The organism is Sanguibacter sp. Leaf3 (assembly GCF_001425965.1).
GTDB lineage: Bacteria > Actinomycetota > Actinomycetes > Actinomycetales > Cellulomonadaceae > Sanguibacter > Sanguibacter inulinus.
Map to the genome: position 1 here is coordinate 276232 of NZ_LMRH01000002.1, position 17027 is coordinate 293258.

Sequence of the window (17027 nt, forward strand, 5' to 3'; positions counted from 1 at the left end):
TCGTGACCCCGGCTCTCCCCGACGGCGACCCGGCTCCCGACGACGGCACGCTGCCCACCTGGGTGGCGTCCGGTGCGGCTGACCGCCGGTTCGGCGTCTACATGCACGTCCCGTTCTGCACCGTGAGGTGCGGGTACTGCGACTTCAACACGTACACCGCGAGCGAGCTCGGCGGTGGCGCGAGCCAGTCCGCGTACGCGACGACGGCCGTCTCCGAGATCGAGATGGCCGGGCGCCTCATGGACGCGGCAGGTCTGCCGCGCCGCGAGGTGTCGACGGTGTTCGTCGGCGGCGGCACACCCACGCTGCTGCCGGCCCGCGACCTCGCGACGATGCTCGGCGCTGTCCGCAGCACGTGGGGGCTCGCCGAGGACGTCGAGGTGACGACCGAGGCGAACCCGGACTCGGTGACCCCGGAGTCCTTGAAGGTCCTCGCCGACGCCGGGTTCACGCGGGTGTCCTTCGGCATGCAGTCGGCGGTCCCGAGCGTGCTCGCGACCCTCGAGCGCACGCACGACCCGCGCCGCATCCCCGACGTGGTCCGGTGGGCGACCGACCTCGGTCTCGACGTCTCCCTCGACCTCATCTACGGCACACCGGGGGAGACCCTGGACGACTGGCGCACGAGCGTCGAGTCGGCGCTCGCGACGGGTGTCGACCACGTGTCGGCCTACGCGCTCGTGGTCGAGCAGGGCACCAAGATGGCCGCCCAGGTCCGTCGCGGTCAGCTGACCCTGCCGAACGAGGACGACCAGGCCGCCAAGTACGAGCTCGCCGACGACCTGCTGACCGAGGCTGGCCTCGGCTGGTACGAGGTGTCCAACTGGGCGCGCACGGTCGACGGCGTGCAGCGGGCGTGCCGCCACAACCTCGCCTACTGGCGGGGCGACGACTGGTGGGGCGTCGGTCCTGGTGCGCACTCCTACCTCGGCTCGGACGTCCCGGGCACCCGGGGCCTGCGCTGGTGGAACGTCAAGCACCCCGTGCGCTACGCCAACCGGCTCGGTCAGGGCCTGAGCCCGTCGGCCGGGCAGGAGACGCTCGACGACGCCTCGGCCCAGCTCGAGCGCGTCATGCTCGGTGTCCGCCTGCGCGAGGGCTTCGCGACGGCCGACCTGTCGCCCCGTGCTCGCACGGCCGTCGCGCAGCACGTGGCCGACGGGCTCGTCGACGGGCGCGCGGCCATCGCCGGCCGTGTCGTGCTGACCCGCCGCGGGCGCCTGCTCGCCGACACCGTCGTCAGAGACCTCACCGACTGACGATGGCTGCCTCGACTCCCCGTCAGCCACGCTCGGACCGCGGACCGTCGACCACGGTCCGCGAGCTCGGCCGTGTCACGCTGCCCGAAGGGCTCGAACGGATGGACCGTCCGGCGGTGCCGCTCGGGACGATCCGCAAGCCTGTCGCGCCCCGCTCGTCGTCGCGGCCGCCGCGCATCTACGGCCTCGACTCGTTGCGGGCCGTCGCCGTCCTCGCGGTCCTCGTCTACCACTTCCTGCCGGCGCTGCTCCCGGGCGGCTTCGTCGGCGTGGACGTCTTCTTCGTGCTGTCCGGCTTCCTCATCACCACCCTGCTCGTGCGCGAGCGCGTGCAGACCGGGCGCGTGTCCCTGCGGCACTTCTGGACGAGGCGGGTCAGACGCATCATCCCGGCGATGGTGGCCGTGGTGGTGGTGTGCACAGCTGCGGCCGGGGTGATCGGCGGTGACGTCCTCGTCGGGATCAAGCTGCAGGTCCTGGGGGCGCTGACCTTCGCGAGCAACTGGTTCGCGATCGCCCAGGGCACCTCGTACTCGGCCGACCTCGTGCCGCAGCTCTTCGCCAACTTCTGGTCCCTCGCTGTCGAGGAGCAGTTCTACCTGTTCTGGCCGCTCGTGCTGCTGGCCGTCTTCTCGGTGCGCCGCTCCCGGGTGACCGGTCTGGTGGTCACGGGGCTCTTCGCCGTGGGGTCGGCGGTGTGGATGGCCGTCGCGTACGACCCGTCGGGCGACCCGTCGCGGGTGTACTTCGGCACCGACACCCACCTCTTCGGCCTGATGGCCGGGGCGTTCTTCGCGCTCTGGTTCGCCCCACGCACCCCGCGCGACACCCCGCAGGTGCCTGACGTGGAGTTCGCGAGCCAGTCTCTGCTGCCCGTCCAGAGCCGCTTCGCGCGCTGGTTCCCGACGTCGCGCCGTCGGTGGTGGCGTCACGCCCTCGGCCTCACGAGCGCTGTGGGCCTCGTGGTCCTGACCCTCACGATGTCCGTCGACGACGCGTTCACCTACCGCGGCGGGCTCGTGCTCGCCTCGCTCTTCGCCCTCGGGCTCATCGCCTTCCTCATCCGCAGCCAGCCGCTCGCACGACGGGTCGAGGTCAGGCCCCTGCGCTGGGTCGGCGTGCGCTCCTACGGGATCTACCTGTGGCACTGGCCGATCGTCGTGCTCGTCGCGAGCCTCATGGGCGCGGAGAACCCGGGTCGGTCGACGTCGTGGTCGGTCGCCGCAGTGGCGACCGTGGTCACCGCGGTCGCCGCCTGGGTGTCGTACAAGTACCTCGAGCGTCCGGTGATGATCGCCGGCATCCGGGCGCTGTGGACGCGGGTCGCGGGCCGCGCACGGCGGCTGGTCGTCGCTGCGCGCGCCGAGCAGGCAGCACCGGGCCGCTCGCCCCTCGCCCGGGTCCGTCTCGCGGTGGCTGCGGTGCTGGCCCTCGGTCTCGTGAGCGCCTTCGTGCTCGCCGGGGTCCGCGAGCCCGCCACGTCCTCGCTCGAGGCGCAGATCCTCGAGGGGGCACAGGCTGCGCAGGAGGCCAACGCGGCGCAGCCAGCGCCTGCGCCCACGGTCGAGCCCACGCCCGAGCCGACAGCGCCAGCAGAGCCGACCCCAGCCCCCGTCCCGACGGTCCCGCCGCCGGGCGACCAGGTGACCCTGGTCGGCGACTCGGTGAGCCTCATCAGCGTGCCGGCCCTCCAGGCGGCGCTGCCTGGGGTCTTCGTCGACGCCGAGGTCTCGCGCCAGATGAGCACGGCACCCGAGATCATCACGGCGATGCGGGACGCGGGCACCCTGCGCACGTACGTGGTCGTGTCCCTGGGGACCAACAGCACGGTGACCGAGCGGGTCATGGAGGACGTCGTCGCCGCCGTCGGTCCCGACCACGTGCTCGTGCTCGTCACGGGTTCCGCGGACCGCAGCTGGATCGGCCCGACGAACGACCAGATGCGGGCCGCTGCGGCCCGCCACCCCGAGAACGTGGTCGTGGCCGACTGGGCCGCCGCGGTCGCTGCCCAGCCCGACGTCCTCGGCAAGGACGGTGTCCACCCGGCACCCGCGGGGCAGGACCTCTACGCCCGCACCGTGGCGGACGCCCTCACCGGAGCGCAGGCGCTCGTCCCTTGAGTGCAGGCGCTCGTCCTCTGAGTGCAGGCGCTCGTCCTCTGAGTGCTCAGAGACCACGTGCCAGCGTGTGGTCTGCGCAGGCGCACGGTCGTCGGGGGCTCTAGCCTGGACCTTTGCCGCCCCCCTAGGGTGAGGTAGACAGCCCCCGGCCGTGGTCCGACCGCATCCCGCGGTCGTCCGCCGGGACCGAGGACCGAGGAGATCGCATGAGCGACAAGACGCCGGACGACGGCACGCAGGACCCCTACGCACAGTCGGGATATCCGCCGCCCCCCGGGCCGGCGCAGCCGCCCGTCTACGGCCAGCCGGCCCAGGGTCAGCAGCCCGGGTACGGCCAGCAGCCCCCGGCCTACGGCCAGCCCGCAGCGGGCCAGCAGCCGCCCGCCTACGGTCAGCCGGCACCGGGTCAGCCCTCGGGCTGGGAGAAGACCACCCCGGAGCAGCCTGCCTACGGCGCTCAGGACCAGTACTCGACCGGCGGCTACCCGCCGCCCGGGTCCGCCTACCCACCGCCGAGCGCCCCGCCGATCTCCGCGGGCCAGTACGGTGCCCCCGAGTCTCCGGTCCCTGACGGCTTCCGCTACGGGTGGCAGAAGTTCACGCAGAACATCGGCGTGTTCCTGCTGGCCGCGCTCGCCTACCTCGCGGTCTTCGCGGTCGTCGGGGGCATCTTCTTCGCCATCCTCGTCGGGAGCAGCCTCAGCGCAGGTGACGACGGGGTCGGCGCCGCCGGGATCGCTGGTCTCGGCTTCGGTGCTGTCGTCTTCACGCTCATCATGTTCGTGCTCGTGATGCTCGCGCAGGCCGGCATCATCCGCGGTGCGCTCGTCATCACCCAGGGCCGCCGCCCGACGCTCGCCGACTTCTTCTCGACCTCGCGCCTCGGCACGATCATCCTCACGTCGCTGCTCGTCTCCCTCGTGTCGACGATCGTCAGCTTCACCTTCATCGGGTCGATCATCGTCGCGTTCTTCGGGCAGTTCGCGCTGTTCTTCATCATCGACAAGGGTCTCGGGGTCATCGACTCGATCAAGGCGAGCATCCGCCTGGTCCTCGACAACCTGTCGACCGCGATCCTGCTGTACGTCTTCGTCTACCTCGCGAACGCCGTCGGCGCGATCCTCCTGCTGGTCGGCCTGCTCGTGGCGATCCCCGTGTCGATGATCGCCTCGGCGTACGTCTACAGGAAGCTCATCAACGAGCAGCCCGTCTGACGACCTCCAGCTCCACGCGCGACCGACGAGAGCCTGCACCCCCCCCGGGGTGCAGGCTCTCGTCGATGACGCGCTGTCTCCGAGGATGGCACGGCAAGACCCTCACCCGGCAGGACCGCAGGACCGCAGGACCGCAGGACCGCAGGACCGCAGGACCGCAGGAGTGTCTGGACCGGCCGGGTCAGTCGGTGACCGTCACGAAGTCGATGAGCTCTTCGACCCTGCCGAGCAGCGAAGGCTCGAGGTCCGCGTAGCTGCGGACGGTCCCGAGGATCTTCTTCCAGCCGAGGGCGACGTCGGTCTGGTTCTCGGCGGGCCAGCCGAGGCGCTGGAGGATCCCGTACTTCCACTCGGTGCCACGGTCGATCACCGGCCAGGCGTCGAGCCCGATGCGCTGCGGGCGCACGGCCTGCCACACGTCGACGTAGGGGTGGCCGAGCACCTTGACGTTGCCGCCGGGGAAGGCGCGCAGCACGTCGTCGGTGATGCGCTGCTCCTTGCTCCCCGGGACGAGGTGGTCGACGAGCACACCGACCCGTCGGCCCTTCGACGGCTTGAAGTCGGCGAGCGCGTCGGCGAGGTTGTCGACTCCTTCGAGCAGCTCGACGACCACACCCTCGACGCGCAGGTCGTCGCCCCAGACCTTCTCGACGAGCTCGGCGTCGTGGCGTCCCTCGACCCAGATGCGGCTGCCGCGGGCGACGCGCGCCCGGGCGTCGGCGACCACGCGTGAGCCGCTCGCCGTGCGGGTGGGTGCCGCGGGGGCCGTGGAGGTGACCGGGGGAGTGAGCGTGACAGGGGCGCCGTCGACCCAGAACCCAGGGCCGAGCGGGAAGGTGCGGGTGCGCCCGGCGCGGTCTTCGAGGACGACGACGTGCAGGCCGCCGGACTTCTCGACACGGGTCACAGCCCCGACCCACCCGGTCATGACCTCTTCGACGACGAGCCCGCGGTCGGCGGGCACGGGCCGAGAGGTGGGGCGGCGCGCCGAGGGGTGCGGTCCGGCGGCGAGGACGTCCTGGGAGTAGCGGTCTGAGCTCACCGCAGCAGGCTAGCCCCCGCGTGCGACGGACGAGCGGAGCCTCGCCGTCCGTCGCACGCGGGGCCGTGCGCCGATCAGGCGAAGGCGTCCGCCACGTCCATCAGCCGCGACCGGATGATGAAGCGCACCCCCTCGGGGCTCTCGACCGAGAAGCCCGAACCGCGCCCTGGGACCACGTCGACCGTCAGGTGCGTGTGGCGCCAGTACGCGAACTGCTCGGTCGACATCCAGAAGTCGATGGTCTGCGACTGCGCGCCGCCGGCTCCCTGGTCGGCGATGTCGAAGCGCCCGAGGAGGACGTCGGCCGCCGAGGTGAACAGCTCGCCCGCGGGGTAGCACATGGGCGACGAGCCGTCGCAGCACCCGCCAGACTGGTGGAACATCAGCGGCCCGTGCTGCTCCCACAACCTGCGCAGCAGCTCGACAGCGCTGTCCGTCGCGGCGACCCGCGACTGTGTCTCGCCGTCGATGACGACGTCGGCGTCGATCATGGATCCTCCTCGATGGCTCCTCGACGACTCACTGCACGCTCCTAGAAGAACCCGAGCGCCGACTCCGAATAGCTCACCAGCAGGTTCTTCGTCTGCTGGTAGTGGTCGAGCGCGAGCTTGCTGTTCTCCCGTCCGATGCCCGAGCTCTTGTACCCGCCGAAGGCCGCCCCGGCCGGGTACGCGTGGTAGTTGTTCACCCACACGCGTCCCGCCTTGATGTCTCGCCCTGCGCGGTAGGCGAGGTTCCCGTTGCGCGACCACACGCCGGCCCCGAGGCCGTAGAGCGTGTCGTTCGCCTTCGCGATGGCGTCGGCGTAGTCGTCGAAGCTCGTCACCGCGACCACCGGTCCGAAGATCTCCTCCTGGAAGATCCGCATCGAGTTCTGCCCCTCGAAGATCGTCGGTGCGACGTAGTAGCCGTCGGTGAGATCACCGCCGAGGTCGACGCGTTCCCCGCCGAGCAGCAGCCGTGCGCCCTCCTGCTTGCCGATGTCGATGTAGCTGAGGATCTTCTCGAGCTGGTCGTTCGAGGCCTGAGCGCCGACCTGCGTGTCCGTGTCGAGAGGGTTCCCCTGGACGGCCTTCTTCGTCCGGTCGAGGGCGTCGGAGAGGAAGGTGTCGTAGATCGGCTTCTGGATCAGCGACCGCGACGGGCAGGTGCACACCTCGCCCTGGTTGAAGGCGAAGAGCACGAAACCCTCTTGCGCCTTGTCGTAGTACGAGTCGTTCTTGTCGGCCACGTCCTCGAAGAAGATGTTCGGGCTCTTGCCACCGAGCTCGACCGTCGAGGGGATGAGGTTCGCGCTCGCGTACTGCAAGATCAGCCGGCCCGTGGTCGTCTCGCCCGTGAAGGCGATCTTGCGGATCCGGGGGCTGGAGGCGAGAGGCTTGCCGGCCTCGAGGCCGAAGCCGTTGACGACGTTGAGCACGCCCGGCGGGAGGATGTCGCCGATGAGCTCGATCAGCACGAGGATCGACACGGGTGTCTGCTCAGCAGGCTTGAGCACGATCGTGTTGCCGCCCGCGAGCGCGGGTGCGAGCTTCCACGTCGCCATGAGGATCGGGAAGTTCCACGGGATGATCTGCCCGACCACGCCGAGGGGCTCGGCGTAGTGGTAGGCGACCGTGTCGTTGTCGAGCTCGGTGAACTCGCCCTCCTGCGCGCGGATGACCGACGCGAAGTACCTGAAGTGGTCCGCGGCGAGGGGGAGGTCGGCGTTGAGCGGCTCACGGACCGGCTTGCCGTTGTCCCAGGTCTCGGCGACGGCGAGCAGCTCGAGGTTCGCGTCGATGACGTCGGCGATCTTGTTGAGCACGTCGGCGCGCTCGGTGCCTGTGGTCTTGCCCCACGAGGGGGCTGCCTTGTGCGCGGCGTCGAGGGCTGCCTCGATGTCCTCGGCCGTGCCGCGGGCGACCTCGGCGAAGGGCTTGCCGTTGACGGGGGAGATGTCTTCGAAGTACTGGCCCTTGACGGGCGGGACCCAGGTGCCGCCGATCCAGTGCTCGTAGCGGGGCTTGAAGGTGACGAGTGCTCCCGGGGTGCCGGGGGCTGCGTAGACGGTCATGTGTGCTCCTTCGACGACGCTGTCTGATGAGCGCCCGGCGGTGACCGGGCTCTCCTCGACGCTAGGTCCGCCGAGGTTGCATCGAGTTGCACGAGCGGTCGAGCGGTCGAGCGGTCGAACGCCGGGCGCGCCGCGACTTCTCGCCCAGGTCGTCAGGGCGTCGCCCGGCCGAGCCTCACCTCGAGGTCTTCGAGGTGCGCGACGACAGCAGCCCGGCGGGGCGAGCGACCGGGCAGCAGCCGCAGGCACGCTGTCCACAGCTCGACGTCGTCGGCGCCCTCGGCGGTCCGGGCGAAGGCGAGGAGGGTGTCGACCCCGGCGTCGGCGAGCAGCGACTCGCGCAACCGTCGGCTCACCTCGCTGCGCGCAGCGGCGACCCCGGGCGAGGCCGACCCTGGCAGGACGGGGCCGACGTACCCCGCGAAGGCGACCCTGTGAGCGCCGCGGTCGAGGAAGGCGAGCACCTGAGAGGCGTCGAGGTCGAGCGGCGTGCCCACCCTGTAGGGACGCGAGAGGACCTGGAGCGATGCGGGCTCGAGCGCCCTGCGCAGGCGCACCATCTCCGCGCGCAGGGTGACGAGGGCGTCGTCGCGCCCGTAGACGGCGGTCGCGAGCTCCTCGGCGCCGAGGCCGCGCGGGTGCCAGGCGAGCAGCGTGAGGATCTCGGCGTGCCGCCCGCTCAGGACCAGCCTGTCTCCGTCGACCTCGAGCAGCGCGTCGTCCCGCCCGAGGACCCGCAGCAGCGGGGCGTGCCCGCGGGTGGTGCCAGCCTGCCCCGTGGGCTGCGCCGTCTCGGCTGCTGGTGCGGCCTTCGCCGCGGTGGGTGCTGCGAGCCGCCTCAGCGTGAAGCCCGACGGCCGCCGCGCCGGTCTGCGCGCGAGCCGGTCTTCGAGGGTGAGCAGGTGCAGCTCGGCCTCGACGGCGAGCGCGGTCGCCTCGACGAGGGCGAGGGTCGTGGGCGCCACGGCGTCGTCACCCCCGGTGATGTCGATGACCCCGAGCAGCGAGCCTGTCGCGCGGTCGTGCACGGGGACGGCTGTGCAGCTCCACGGGTGCACGATCCGCGCGAAGTGCTCGGTCCGTCGGATCTGCACGGCACGGTCGAGCACGAGCGCCGTCCCGGGGGCGTTGGTGCCCACGGCGGTCTCGGACCAGTCGGTCCCGGCCACAAAACCCATGCTCTCCGCCCGACGGCGGACGTCGTGGTCACCGTCGACCCAGAGCAGCCGGCCGGCCTGGTCTCCGACGGCCACCATGAGACCGGTGTCGGTCGTGTGCCGCACGAGGAGCGTCTGGATCGTGCCGAGGACGCGCGTGAGCGGGTGCTCGTCTCGGACGGCCCGGAGAGAGTCGTCGAGCAGGGTCGGCTCGGGTACGGCGTCAGGGTCGAGACGTGAGGCCGACGAGCGCACCCACGAGGCCTGCACGAGATCACGCACCCCGCCGGGCTGTGCAGGCAGCGGGGGGAGGACGGGCAGACCAGAGCGGGCGGACAGGACCGGCAGCGCCGCCGGTGCGTCCGACGGAGTGTGCATGCGCTGGACCTCCCGTCGTCGCCGGCACGCTCCGTCGCGTGCCGGTCCAGGTCTGCTCACACGATAGCTCCGGGCCGCACGGCTGTCTCCAGGGGATGCGTGACCGCCGCGTGCACCGTGACGGTGCCCTGTCGTAGAATTAGCACTCAGGCCTCCCGAGTGCTGATGGAGGCCTGACGACAGCCCGAAGACAGGCCGATGACAGGCCAGACCGCGCAGGCAGCGCAGAGGCCCAGGCAGGCGACGACGTGAAGGAGAGGTCCGTGGCGGCGAGCGACGAGCGACGGCTGGACGTCCTGCGCGCGATCGTCGAGGACTACGTCCACACCCGCGAGCCCGTGGGCTCCAAGGTCCTCGCGGAACGGCACAGCCTCGGCGTCTCGCCCGCGACGATCCGCAACGACATGGCGGTCCTCGAGGAGGGCGGCTTCATCGCGCAGCCCCACACCTCCGCGGGACGGGTCCCGACCGACAAGGGCTACCGCATGTTCGTCGACCGCCTGGCGGGCGTGAAGGCGCTCAGCGCGGCCGAGAAGAACGCGATCGAGACCTTCCTCAACGGCGCCGTCGACCTCGACGACGTCGTCACCCGGGCCGGGCGGCTGCTCGCCCAGCTGACGGGCCAGGTCGCCGTCGTCCAGTACCCCTCGCTGCGCCGTTCCGGCCTGCGCCACCTCGAGCTCGTCGTCCTCGGCGAGCGCCGGCTCCTCGTGGTCATCATCACCGACACGGGCCGTGTCGAGCAGCGCACCCTCGAGCTCGACGCGACCCCCGACGAGATCGTCCTGGTCGCGCTGCGCGCCCGGCTCAACGCCGCCGCAGCCGGCCGGCGCCTCCCGGAGCTGCGGACGGCGCTCGACGCGCTCGCGGCCACCTTCGACCCCGAGGACCAGGCGCTCGTCGCGCGGGTCGCCGAGGTCGTCACCGACACGCTCTCCCAGGAGGGCGAAGAGCGCATCGTGCTCGCCGGGACCGCGAACCTCGCGCACGCGAGCATGCGGTTCGAGCACGCCCTGCGCCCTGTCCTCGAGGCCCTCGAGGAGCAGGTCGTGCTGCTCAACCTCCTCACCGAGATGGGCGACGACTCCTCAGGGGTCAACGTGCGGATCGGTCACGAGACCCAGCTGACAGGGTTGTTCGAGACCTCGGTCGTCACGACCGGGTACGGCTCGGACGGCGACTCGGTCGCGACTATCGGGTCGATCGGCCCGACCCGCATGGACTATCCCGCCACGATCGCCTCGGTGCGGGCCGTCGCCCGCTACCTGTCCAGGATCCTCGGTGCATGAGGCCCGTCGTGGCCCCGTCGCCCGGCGGCCTGGCCACGACGTGACGCACGCGATGAAACAAGAACCCCCGTCCAGACGTTGCAGAGTTCAGAGCGAGCACCGTGGTGCCGCGACAGGACGCCGCACCAGCCCCCTTCGACGAACGGCAGAGACCAACCAGTGAGCGACTACTACGAGGTGCTCGGCGTCGACCGTGACGCCAGCCAGGACCAGATCAAGAAGGCGTACCGCAAGCTCGCCCGCGAGCTGCACCCTGACGTCGCAGGTCCGGACGCCGAGGACAGGTTCAAGGACGTCGGTCGCGCCTACGAGGTGCTCTCGAACCCTGAGAAGCGCCGGTCCTACGACATGGGTCACGACCCGTCGGCTCCGGGCGGCGGCATGAACGGTGGCGGCGGCTTCGGCTTCCAGGACATCTTCGAGACGTTCTTCGGCGGCGGCCAGACCCAGCGCGGCCCGATCCCGCGCTCGCGCCGCGGCCAGGACGCCCTCGTGCGCCTGGACATCGACCTCTCCGAGGCAGCCTTCGGCGTGCGCCGCGACATCCAGGTCGACACCGCGGTGGTCTGCGGGACCTGCTCCGGCTCGTGCTGCCGCCCCGGCACCTCCCCGCGCACCTGCGACGTCTGCAACGGACGCGGCACGGTCCAGCGCGTGGCCCGCTCCTTCCTCGGCCAGGTCATGACCACGGCCCCGTGCGCAGCCTGCCAGGGCTTCGGCACGACGATCCCCGAGCCCTGCGCCGAGTGCTCGGGCGAGGGCCGCGTCCGCAGCCGCCGCACGGTCAGCGTCGAGGTGCCTGCGGGCGTCGAGACGGGCAACCGCATCAAGCTCACCTCGCAGGGCGAGGTCGGTCCTGCCGGCGGTCCTGCCGGTGACCTCTACTTCGAGATCCGCGAGCGCAAGCACGAGACCTTCCTGCGCCGCGGGGACGACCTGCACTGCACGCTCGAGGTGCCGATGACCGCTGCCGCCCTCGGCACCGTCATCGAGCTCGAGACCCTCGACGGTCCCGAGTCGGTCGACCTGCGCCCGGGCACGCAGCCCGACCAGGTCGTCACGCTGAAGAACCTCGGCGTCGGTCACCTGCACGGTGGCGGTCGCGGAGACATCAACGTGCACGTCGAGGTCCAGGTCCCCACGTCGCTGTCCGAGGAGCAGGCAGAGCTGCTGCGTCAGCTCGCGGTCCTGCGCGGCGAGGAGCGTCCCGAGGGGCGCGTCGCTGCGGCCCACCCGGGTGTGTTCAGCCGGCTGCGTGAGAAGCTCACCGGCCGCTGATGAGCGCACCGGTCTTCCTGGCCGAGGCCGGGGACCTGGGGTCTCTGGCCCCGGGTGACACGTACCTCCTCGACGGTCTCGAGGGGCGGCACGCAGGTGTCGTCCAGCGTCGCGGCGTCGGCGAGCGGATCGACGTCGTCGACGGCGCGGGCCTGCGGCTCACCTGTCGGGTGACGGCTGTGCAGGCCTCCGAGGTGACCCTCGAGGTCGTCTCGGTCGAGCGCGAGCCGTCCGACGGGGCGTCCCTCGTGCTCGTCCAGGCTCTGGCCAAGGGCGACCGGGACGAGCTCGCGATCGAGGCGGCGACCGAGGCCGGCGTGGACGCCGTGCTGCCGTGGCAGGCCGAGAGGTCTGTCGTGGTGTGGCGCGGGGACCGTGCCGCGAAGTCTCGGGCCCGCTGGGTTGCGACGGTCCGCGCGGCGACCAAGCAGGCCCGGCGTGCCTCGCTGCCGGGTGTCGGCGACGTCGTCGACGCGAAGGGCCTCGCCGCCCGCACGGCCCAGGTGGTCGCCGCAGGTGGCACGGTCCTCGTCCTGCACGAAGAGGCGACGCTGCCCATCGCCCAGGCTGCGCTGCCTGCGCTCCCGGCGCTCGGCGCAGGGGCCCAAGAACTGGCTGCCCAGACGCCCGAGGACAGCGCGACGGATTCGGACGCACCGCGTGAGATCTTGGTGGTCGTCGGACCCGAGGGCGGGATCAGCGAGCGGGAGTGCACGCTGCTCACCGAGGCTGGTGCCACGCTCGTCAGGCTCGGCCCGCACGTGCTGCGCACCTCGACCGCCGGACCGATCGCCGTGGCGCTGCTCTCCGAGCGCCTGGGGCGCTGGGCGTGAGCGCCTCGCAGCGCACACGATTCAGGCTGACGCCGCCCGGTCGACCGGATAGCCTCGGAGGATGACCACGAGCGCACCTGAGCCCGACTGCCTGTTCTGCCTCATCGTCTCGGGGGAGGTGCCCGCGACCATCGTCGCGCGGACCGAGAACGTGGTGGCCTTCGAGGACATCAACCCGAGCGCGCCGATGCACGTGCTCGTCGTCCCGACCATGCACCACGGAGACGTGTCGCAGCTCGCGGCAGCAGCCCCCGACGTGCTCGCGGAGCTGGTCGGTGTCGCCGAGCAGGTCGCCGGCGAACGTGCCGACGGGCAGTTCCGGCTGATCTTCAACTCGGGACCGCACGCCGGGCAGACCGTGTTCCACGTCCACGCCCACGTCCTGGGTGGCACACAGCTCGGCGCCCTCGTCGGCTGAGCCGCCTAGACTGAGGCCCCGCACCACCCCCGTCCGCTGCACCCCACCCGCACGATCACCGCACCACGAGCCGAAGGACCGAGCACACCGCCCTATGACAGCTGCAGAGAGCACAGGTGGGACGTCACCCACCGACGTCGAGCACCGCATCGTCGTCCCGGCCGACGTGTCCATCGCCAGCCTGCTGGGGCCTGTCGACTCGGTGCTGCGGGCCCTCGAGGCCGGCTTCACGACGGTCGACGTCAGGGTCCGGGAGAACGAGATCGTGCTGCGGGGCCCTGTCGGAGACGTCGCGCTCGCCGCGCGCCTCGTCGACGAGCTCGTCGAGGTCGCCCAGTCGGGTGCACCGCTGACCGCCGACGTGGTCGCCCGGTCCATCGCGATGCTCACGGCGTCGAGCACGTCGCGCCCGGCCGAGGTCTTCTCCCTCGACATCTTGTCGAGCCGCGGGAAGAGCATCCGCCCCAAGACCGCCGGGCAGAAGCACTACGTCGACGCGATCGACGCGAGCACCGTGACCTTCGGCATCGGTCCGGCCGGTACCGGCAAGACGTACCTGGCGATGGCCAAGGCCGTCCAGGCGCTCCAGGCCCGCCAGGTCCACAGGATCGTGCTGACCCGCCCGGCCGTCGAGGCCGGGGAGCGGCTCGGGTTCTTGCCCGGCACGCTCTCGGACAAGATCGACCCGTACCTGCGTCCGCTCTACGACGCGCTGCACGACATGCTCGACCCGCAGTCGATCCCCAAGCTCATCGAGGCCGGGACCATCGAGGTCGCCCCGCTCGCCTACATGCGCGGCCGGACCCTCAACGACGCGTTCATCATCCTCGACGAGGCGCAGAACACCTCGACCGAGCAGATGAAGATGTTCCTGACCCGCCTGGGCTTCCAGTCGAAGATGGTCATCACCGGCGACGTCACCCAGGTGGACCTCCCGGGCGGGACCCAGTCAGGCCTGCGGGTCATCGAAGACGTCCTGACAGGCGTCGACGACATCGAGTTCTGCAGGCTGTCCTCGACCGACGTGGTCCGCCACAGGCTGGTCGGCGACATCATCGAGGCCTACTCCCGGTGGGACCTCACCACCGACCGTCACTCCACCCGTCACGACGCCCGGTCGACCGACCGGACCACCGAGAAAGGCCACCGCAGGTGAGCATCGAAGTCAACAACGAGTCCGGCTACGAGGTCGACGAGGCCGAGTTCGCCGCCCTCGGACGGTTCGTCCTCGACGAGATGCACGTGCACTCGCAGACCGAGCTGTCGATCCTCTTCGTGGGCACCGAGGTGATGACCGAGCTGCACATCCAGTGGATGGACGAGCCCGGCCCGACCGACGTCCTCTCCTTCCCGATGGACGAGCTCCGTCCCGGGCGCGAGGGCGAGGTCACCCCGGCCGGCCTGCTCGGAGACGTCGTCGTGTGCCCCGAGGTCGCCGCCGCCCAGGCCGCCGTGGCCGGGCACTCGACCGTCGAGGAGATGCTCCTGCTCACCACGCACGGGATCTTGCACCTGCTCGGCTACGACCACGCCGAGCCCGAGGAGGAGAAGGAGATGTTCGGCCTGCAGCGCCGGCTCCTGCTCACGTTCCTCGCGGGGCGTCCGACCAGATGAACATCCTCGACGACGCACCGGTCGGCCTGCTCGTCGTGCTGGCCGTCGTCGGCATCCTGCTCGCGGCGCTGCTCAGCGCCGGGGAGGCAGCAGTCACCCGGATCAGCCGGTCGGCCGTCGCGGAGATCGTCGACAACCGCTCAGACCTCGCGTCGCGCGTGCAGCGCCTCGTCGCAGAACCTGGCCAGACCGCCGCCTCGGCGGCGTTCTTGCGGGTGTTCGCCGAGATGCTCTCGACGGCGTGCATCACGGTGTGCTTCGCCGCCTTCGTCGACGAGTGGTGGCTGGTGCTGATCCTGGCGGTGCTCAGCAGCGCCCTCGTGGCGCTCGTGCTGGTCCGCATCAGCCCGCGCACCATCGGGCGGCACCGGCCGGCGCAGACCCTCGTGCGGCTCAGCGGGCTGCTGTCGGTCACCCTCGCCCTCGCGGGCCGCGTCACCGCGCTGACGTCCTCGGCGCGCGCCACGGCCGAGGCCGAGGAAGAGCACGAGCTGCGCGACATGGTCGACAGGGTCAACGACTCCGACGCGATCGAGGACGACGAGCGCACCATGCTGCGCTCCGTCTTCGGCCTGCGGTCGACCCTGACCCGCGAGGTCATGGTCCCGCGCACCGACATGGTCACCTGCGCCGCGTACACCCCGCTGCCCAAGGCGCTCTCGCTGTTCCTGCGGTCAGGGTTCTCCCGCGTCCCGGTGGTCGGCGACTCCGTCGACGAGCTCCTCGGCGTCGTGTACTTCAAGGACGTCGTCAGAGTGCTCAACGACGCCGAGGACGGTGCCTCGCGGACCGTCGCCAAGGTGATGCGCCAGGCGACCTTCGTGCCCGAGTCCAAGCCTGTCGACGACCTGCTGCGCGAGCTCCAGGGTGCTTCGTCGCACATCGCGCTCGTCGTCGACGAGTACGGCGGGATCGCCGGCCTGGTGACGATCGAGGACGCGATCGAGGAGATCGTCGGCGAGCTCACCGACGAGCACGACGCCGCAGCCCCCGAGGTCGAGGAGACCTCACCGGGGACCTACAGGGTCTCCTCCCGCATGCCCGTCGACGAGCTCGGTGAGCTCTTCGACCTCGAGATCGACGACGACGACGTCGACACCGCCGGTGGCCTCCTCGCGAAGGCCCTCGGCAAGGTGCCGCTCACCGGTGCGACCGCCGACGTCCACGGGGTCCACCTCGTGGCCGAGCGCGTCGACGGACGCAGGCGCCAGCTCGCCACCCTTCTCGTCTCCAGGAGCGAGGCCGGAGACCCGGTCACGACCCAGGAACGACGAGTGATCGACGACCACCGTGCGCGCGACGACCTCCGCACGCACCGCAACCAGCAGGAGAACGCCTCATGACCCGCACACCCACCGACGCGCCCGAGGGCACAGTGCACAGGTCGGGGTTCGCCTGCTTCGTCGGCCGCCCCAACGCCGGCAAGTCGACGCTCACCAACGCGCTCGTCGGGCAGAAGGTCGCCATCACCTCGGACCGCCCCCAGACGACCCGTCACACGATCCGCGGCATCGTCAACCGCCCGGACGCCCAGCTGATCCTCGTCGACACCCCCGGGCTGCACAGGCCGCGCACCCTCCTCGGTGAGCGCCTCAACGACCTCGTCCGCGACACGCTGTCCGAGGTCGACGTCATCGCCTTCTGCCTCCCCGCCGACCAGAAGATCGGACCCGGCGACAGGTACATCGCGAACCAGCTCGCCGAGCTCAAGGGCGGTCGCCGCAGCACACCCGTCATCGCTGTCGTCACCAAGGCCGACCTCGTGAGCCACGAAGAGCTCGCGATGCACCTGCTGGCCGTCGACCAGCTGGGGGAGTGGGCTGACATCGTCCCCGTCTCCGCCAAGGGCGGCTACCAGGTGAGCACCCTCGCCGACGTCCTCGTCACGCACCTGCCCGAGGGCGTCGAGCTCTACCCGGACGGTGAGCTGACCGACGAGCCGGAGGCCGTCATGGTCGCCGAGCTGGTCCGTGAGGCAGCCCTCGAGGGTGTGCGCGACGAGCTCCCGCACTCCCTCGCGGTCGTCGTCGACGAGATCCTGCCGCGTGAGGGCAGCAACGGGTCCAACCCGCTCCTCGACGTGCGGGTGAACATCTTCGTCGAGCGCGACAGCCAGAAGGCCATCATCATCGGCCGTGGAGGATCCCGCCTGCGCCACATCGGCACCGAGTCACGCCGCGGCATCGAGGCGCTGCTGGGCAACCGCGTCTACCTCGACCTGCACGTCAAGGTGGCCAAGGACTGGCAGCGCGACCCCAAGCAGATGCGCCGCCTCGGATTCTGACGGGCCCGTCGGGGCCCGCATGGGGAGTTCTACCGGGGGTCAGACGGTGCACGCAGCCCGGATCTGGTCCATGCTCGTCCGTGAG

15 protein-coding genes are annotated in these 17027 nt (G+C 71.1%); 11 read left to right on the forward strand and 4 right to left on the reverse strand.

Features of this window, described 5'->3' with window-relative positions:
• Positions 1-2: 2 nt before the first annotated feature.
• From hemW to ASG53_RS20515, 3 genes are all read left to right on the forward strand, one after another.
• Positions 3-1259 carry a radical SAM family heme chaperone HemW gene (gene hemW / locus ASG53_RS08695; RefSeq protein ID WP_056131582.1) on the forward strand — a complete coding sequence of 419 codons (1257 nt, stop codon included), beginning with the start codon at positions 3-5 and terminating at the stop codon, positions 1257-1259.
• A 2-nt stretch (positions 1260-1261) separates the two neighbouring features.
• Complete coding sequence (locus ASG53_RS08700) at positions 1262-3379, forward strand: acyltransferase family protein (RefSeq protein ID WP_056131585.1); 2118 nt, start codon at positions 1262-1264, stop codon at positions 3377-3379.
• Between the two features lie 206 nt (positions 3380-3585).
• Positions 3586-4593 carry a hypothetical protein gene (locus ASG53_RS20515; protein ID WP_056131588.1) on the forward strand — a complete coding sequence of 336 codons (1008 nt, stop codon included), beginning with the start codon at positions 3586-3588 and terminating at the stop codon, positions 4591-4593.
• Positions 4594-4774: 181 nt separating this feature from the next.
• Here the strand turns inward: ASG53_RS20515 and ASG53_RS08710 are convergent, their stop codons facing one another.
• From ASG53_RS08710 to ASG53_RS08725, 4 genes are all read right to left on the reverse strand, one after another.
• A complete protein-coding gene (locus ASG53_RS08710) occupies positions 4775-5635 on the reverse strand; it encodes a DUF3097 domain-containing protein (RefSeq protein WP_056131591.1) in 861 nt (286 codons plus the stop codon).
• 74 nt (positions 5636-5709) lie between these two features.
• Positions 5710-6126: a DUF779 domain-containing protein gene (locus tag ASG53_RS08715; RefSeq protein ID WP_056131594.1), complete on the reverse strand. Its 417-nt coding sequence runs from the start codon at positions 6124-6126 to the stop codon at positions 5710-5712.
• A gap of 41 nt (positions 6127-6167) precedes the next feature.
• Complete coding sequence (gene exaC, locus ASG53_RS08720; protein WP_056131597.1) at positions 6168-7691, reverse strand: acetaldehyde dehydrogenase ExaC; 1524 nt, start codon at positions 7689-7691, stop codon at positions 6168-6170.
• A 152-nt stretch (positions 7692-7843) separates the two neighbouring features.
• Positions 7844-9226, reverse strand: a complete 1383-nt coding sequence (locus ASG53_RS08725) for a GAF domain-containing protein (RefSeq protein ID WP_056131599.1) — start codon at positions 9224-9226, stop codon at positions 7844-7846.
• 263 nt (positions 9227-9489) lie between these two features.
• Here ASG53_RS08725 and hrcA point away from each other — a divergent pair, with 263 nt between their 5' ends.
• From hrcA to era, 8 genes are all read left to right on the forward strand, one after another.
• Complete coding sequence (hrcA, locus tag ASG53_RS08730; RefSeq protein ID WP_056133941.1) at positions 9490-10515, forward strand: heat-inducible transcriptional repressor HrcA; 1026 nt, start codon at positions 9490-9492, stop codon at positions 10513-10515.
• 159 nt (positions 10516-10674) lie between these two features.
• Entirely contained in the window at positions 10675-11793 is a 1119-nt protein-coding gene (dnaJ, locus tag ASG53_RS08735) for a molecular chaperone DnaJ (protein WP_056131602.1), read from the forward strand.
• Positions 11793-12626, forward strand: coding sequence for a 16S rRNA (uracil(1498)-N(3))-methyltransferase (locus ASG53_RS08740; RefSeq protein ID WP_056131606.1), 834 nt, complete (start codon positions 11793-11795; stop codon positions 12624-12626). Before dnaJ ends, ASG53_RS08740 begins: the two co-directional genes overlap by 1 nt.
• A gap of 61 nt (positions 12627-12687) precedes the next feature.
• On the forward strand, positions 12688-13044 hold the full coding sequence (locus tag ASG53_RS08745; protein ID WP_056131609.1) for an HIT domain-containing protein: 357 nt from the start codon (positions 12688-12690) through the stop codon (positions 13042-13044).
• 94 nt (positions 13045-13138) lie between these two features.
• Complete coding sequence (locus tag ASG53_RS08750) at positions 13139-14200, forward strand: PhoH family protein (protein WP_056131612.1); 1062 nt, start codon at positions 13139-13141, stop codon at positions 14198-14200.
• Positions 14197-14658, forward strand: a complete 462-nt coding sequence (gene ybeY, locus ASG53_RS08755) for an rRNA maturation RNase YbeY (protein WP_056131615.1) — start codon at positions 14197-14199, stop codon at positions 14656-14658. The genes ASG53_RS08750 and ybeY overlap by 4 nt, the downstream gene beginning before the upstream one ends.
• On the forward strand, positions 14655-16001 hold the full coding sequence (locus ASG53_RS08760) for a hemolysin family protein (RefSeq protein WP_056131618.1): 1347 nt from the start codon (positions 14655-14657) through the stop codon (positions 15999-16001). The genes ybeY and ASG53_RS08760 overlap by 4 nt, the downstream gene beginning before the upstream one ends.
• Positions 15998-16942 (forward strand): GTPase Era, encoded by a 945-nt coding sequence (gene era, locus ASG53_RS08765; RefSeq protein ID WP_056131621.1) that lies wholly within the window; start codon positions 15998-16000, stop codon positions 16940-16942. The genes ASG53_RS08760 and era overlap by 4 nt, the downstream gene beginning before the upstream one ends.
• Positions 16943-17027 lie beyond the last annotated feature (85 nt).

Bases quoted from the DNA above. Each gene is read 5' to 3' on its own strand.
- ASG53_RS08700 (WP_056131585.1), top strand. From the start codon at position 1,262: ATGGCTGCCTCGACTCCCCGTCAGCCACGCTCGGACCGCGGACCGTCG.
- ASG53_RS20515 (WP_056131588.1), top strand. From the start codon at position 3,586: ATGAGCGACAAGACGCCGGACGACGGCACGCAGGACCCCTACGCACAG.
- ASG53_RS08715 (WP_056131594.1), bottom strand. From the start codon at position 6,126: ATGATCGACGCCGACGTCGTCATCGACGGCGAGACACAGTCGCGGGTC.
- exaC (WP_056131597.1), bottom strand. From the start codon at position 7,691: ATGACCGTCTACGCAGCCCCCGGCACCCCGGGAGCACTCGTCACCTTC.
- ASG53_RS08725 (WP_056131599.1), bottom strand. From the start codon at position 9,226: ATGCACACTCCGTCGGACGCACCGGCGGCGCTGCCGGTCCTGTCCGCC.
- ASG53_RS08740 (WP_056131606.1), top strand. From the start codon at position 11,793: ATGAGCGCACCGGTCTTCCTGGCCGAGGCCGGGGACCTGGGGTCTCTG.
- ASG53_RS08745 (WP_056131609.1), top strand. From the start codon at position 12,688: ATGACCACGAGCGCACCTGAGCCCGACTGCCTGTTCTGCCTCATCGTC.
- ASG53_RS08750 (WP_056131612.1), top strand. From the start codon at position 13,139: ATGACAGCTGCAGAGAGCACAGGTGGGACGTCACCCACCGACGTCGAG.
- ASG53_RS08760 (WP_056131618.1), top strand. From the start codon at position 14,655: ATGAACATCCTCGACGACGCACCGGTCGGCCTGCTCGTCGTGCTGGCC.
- era (WP_056131621.1), top strand. From the start codon at position 15,998: ATGACCCGCACACCCACCGACGCGCCCGAGGGCACAGTGCACAGGTCG.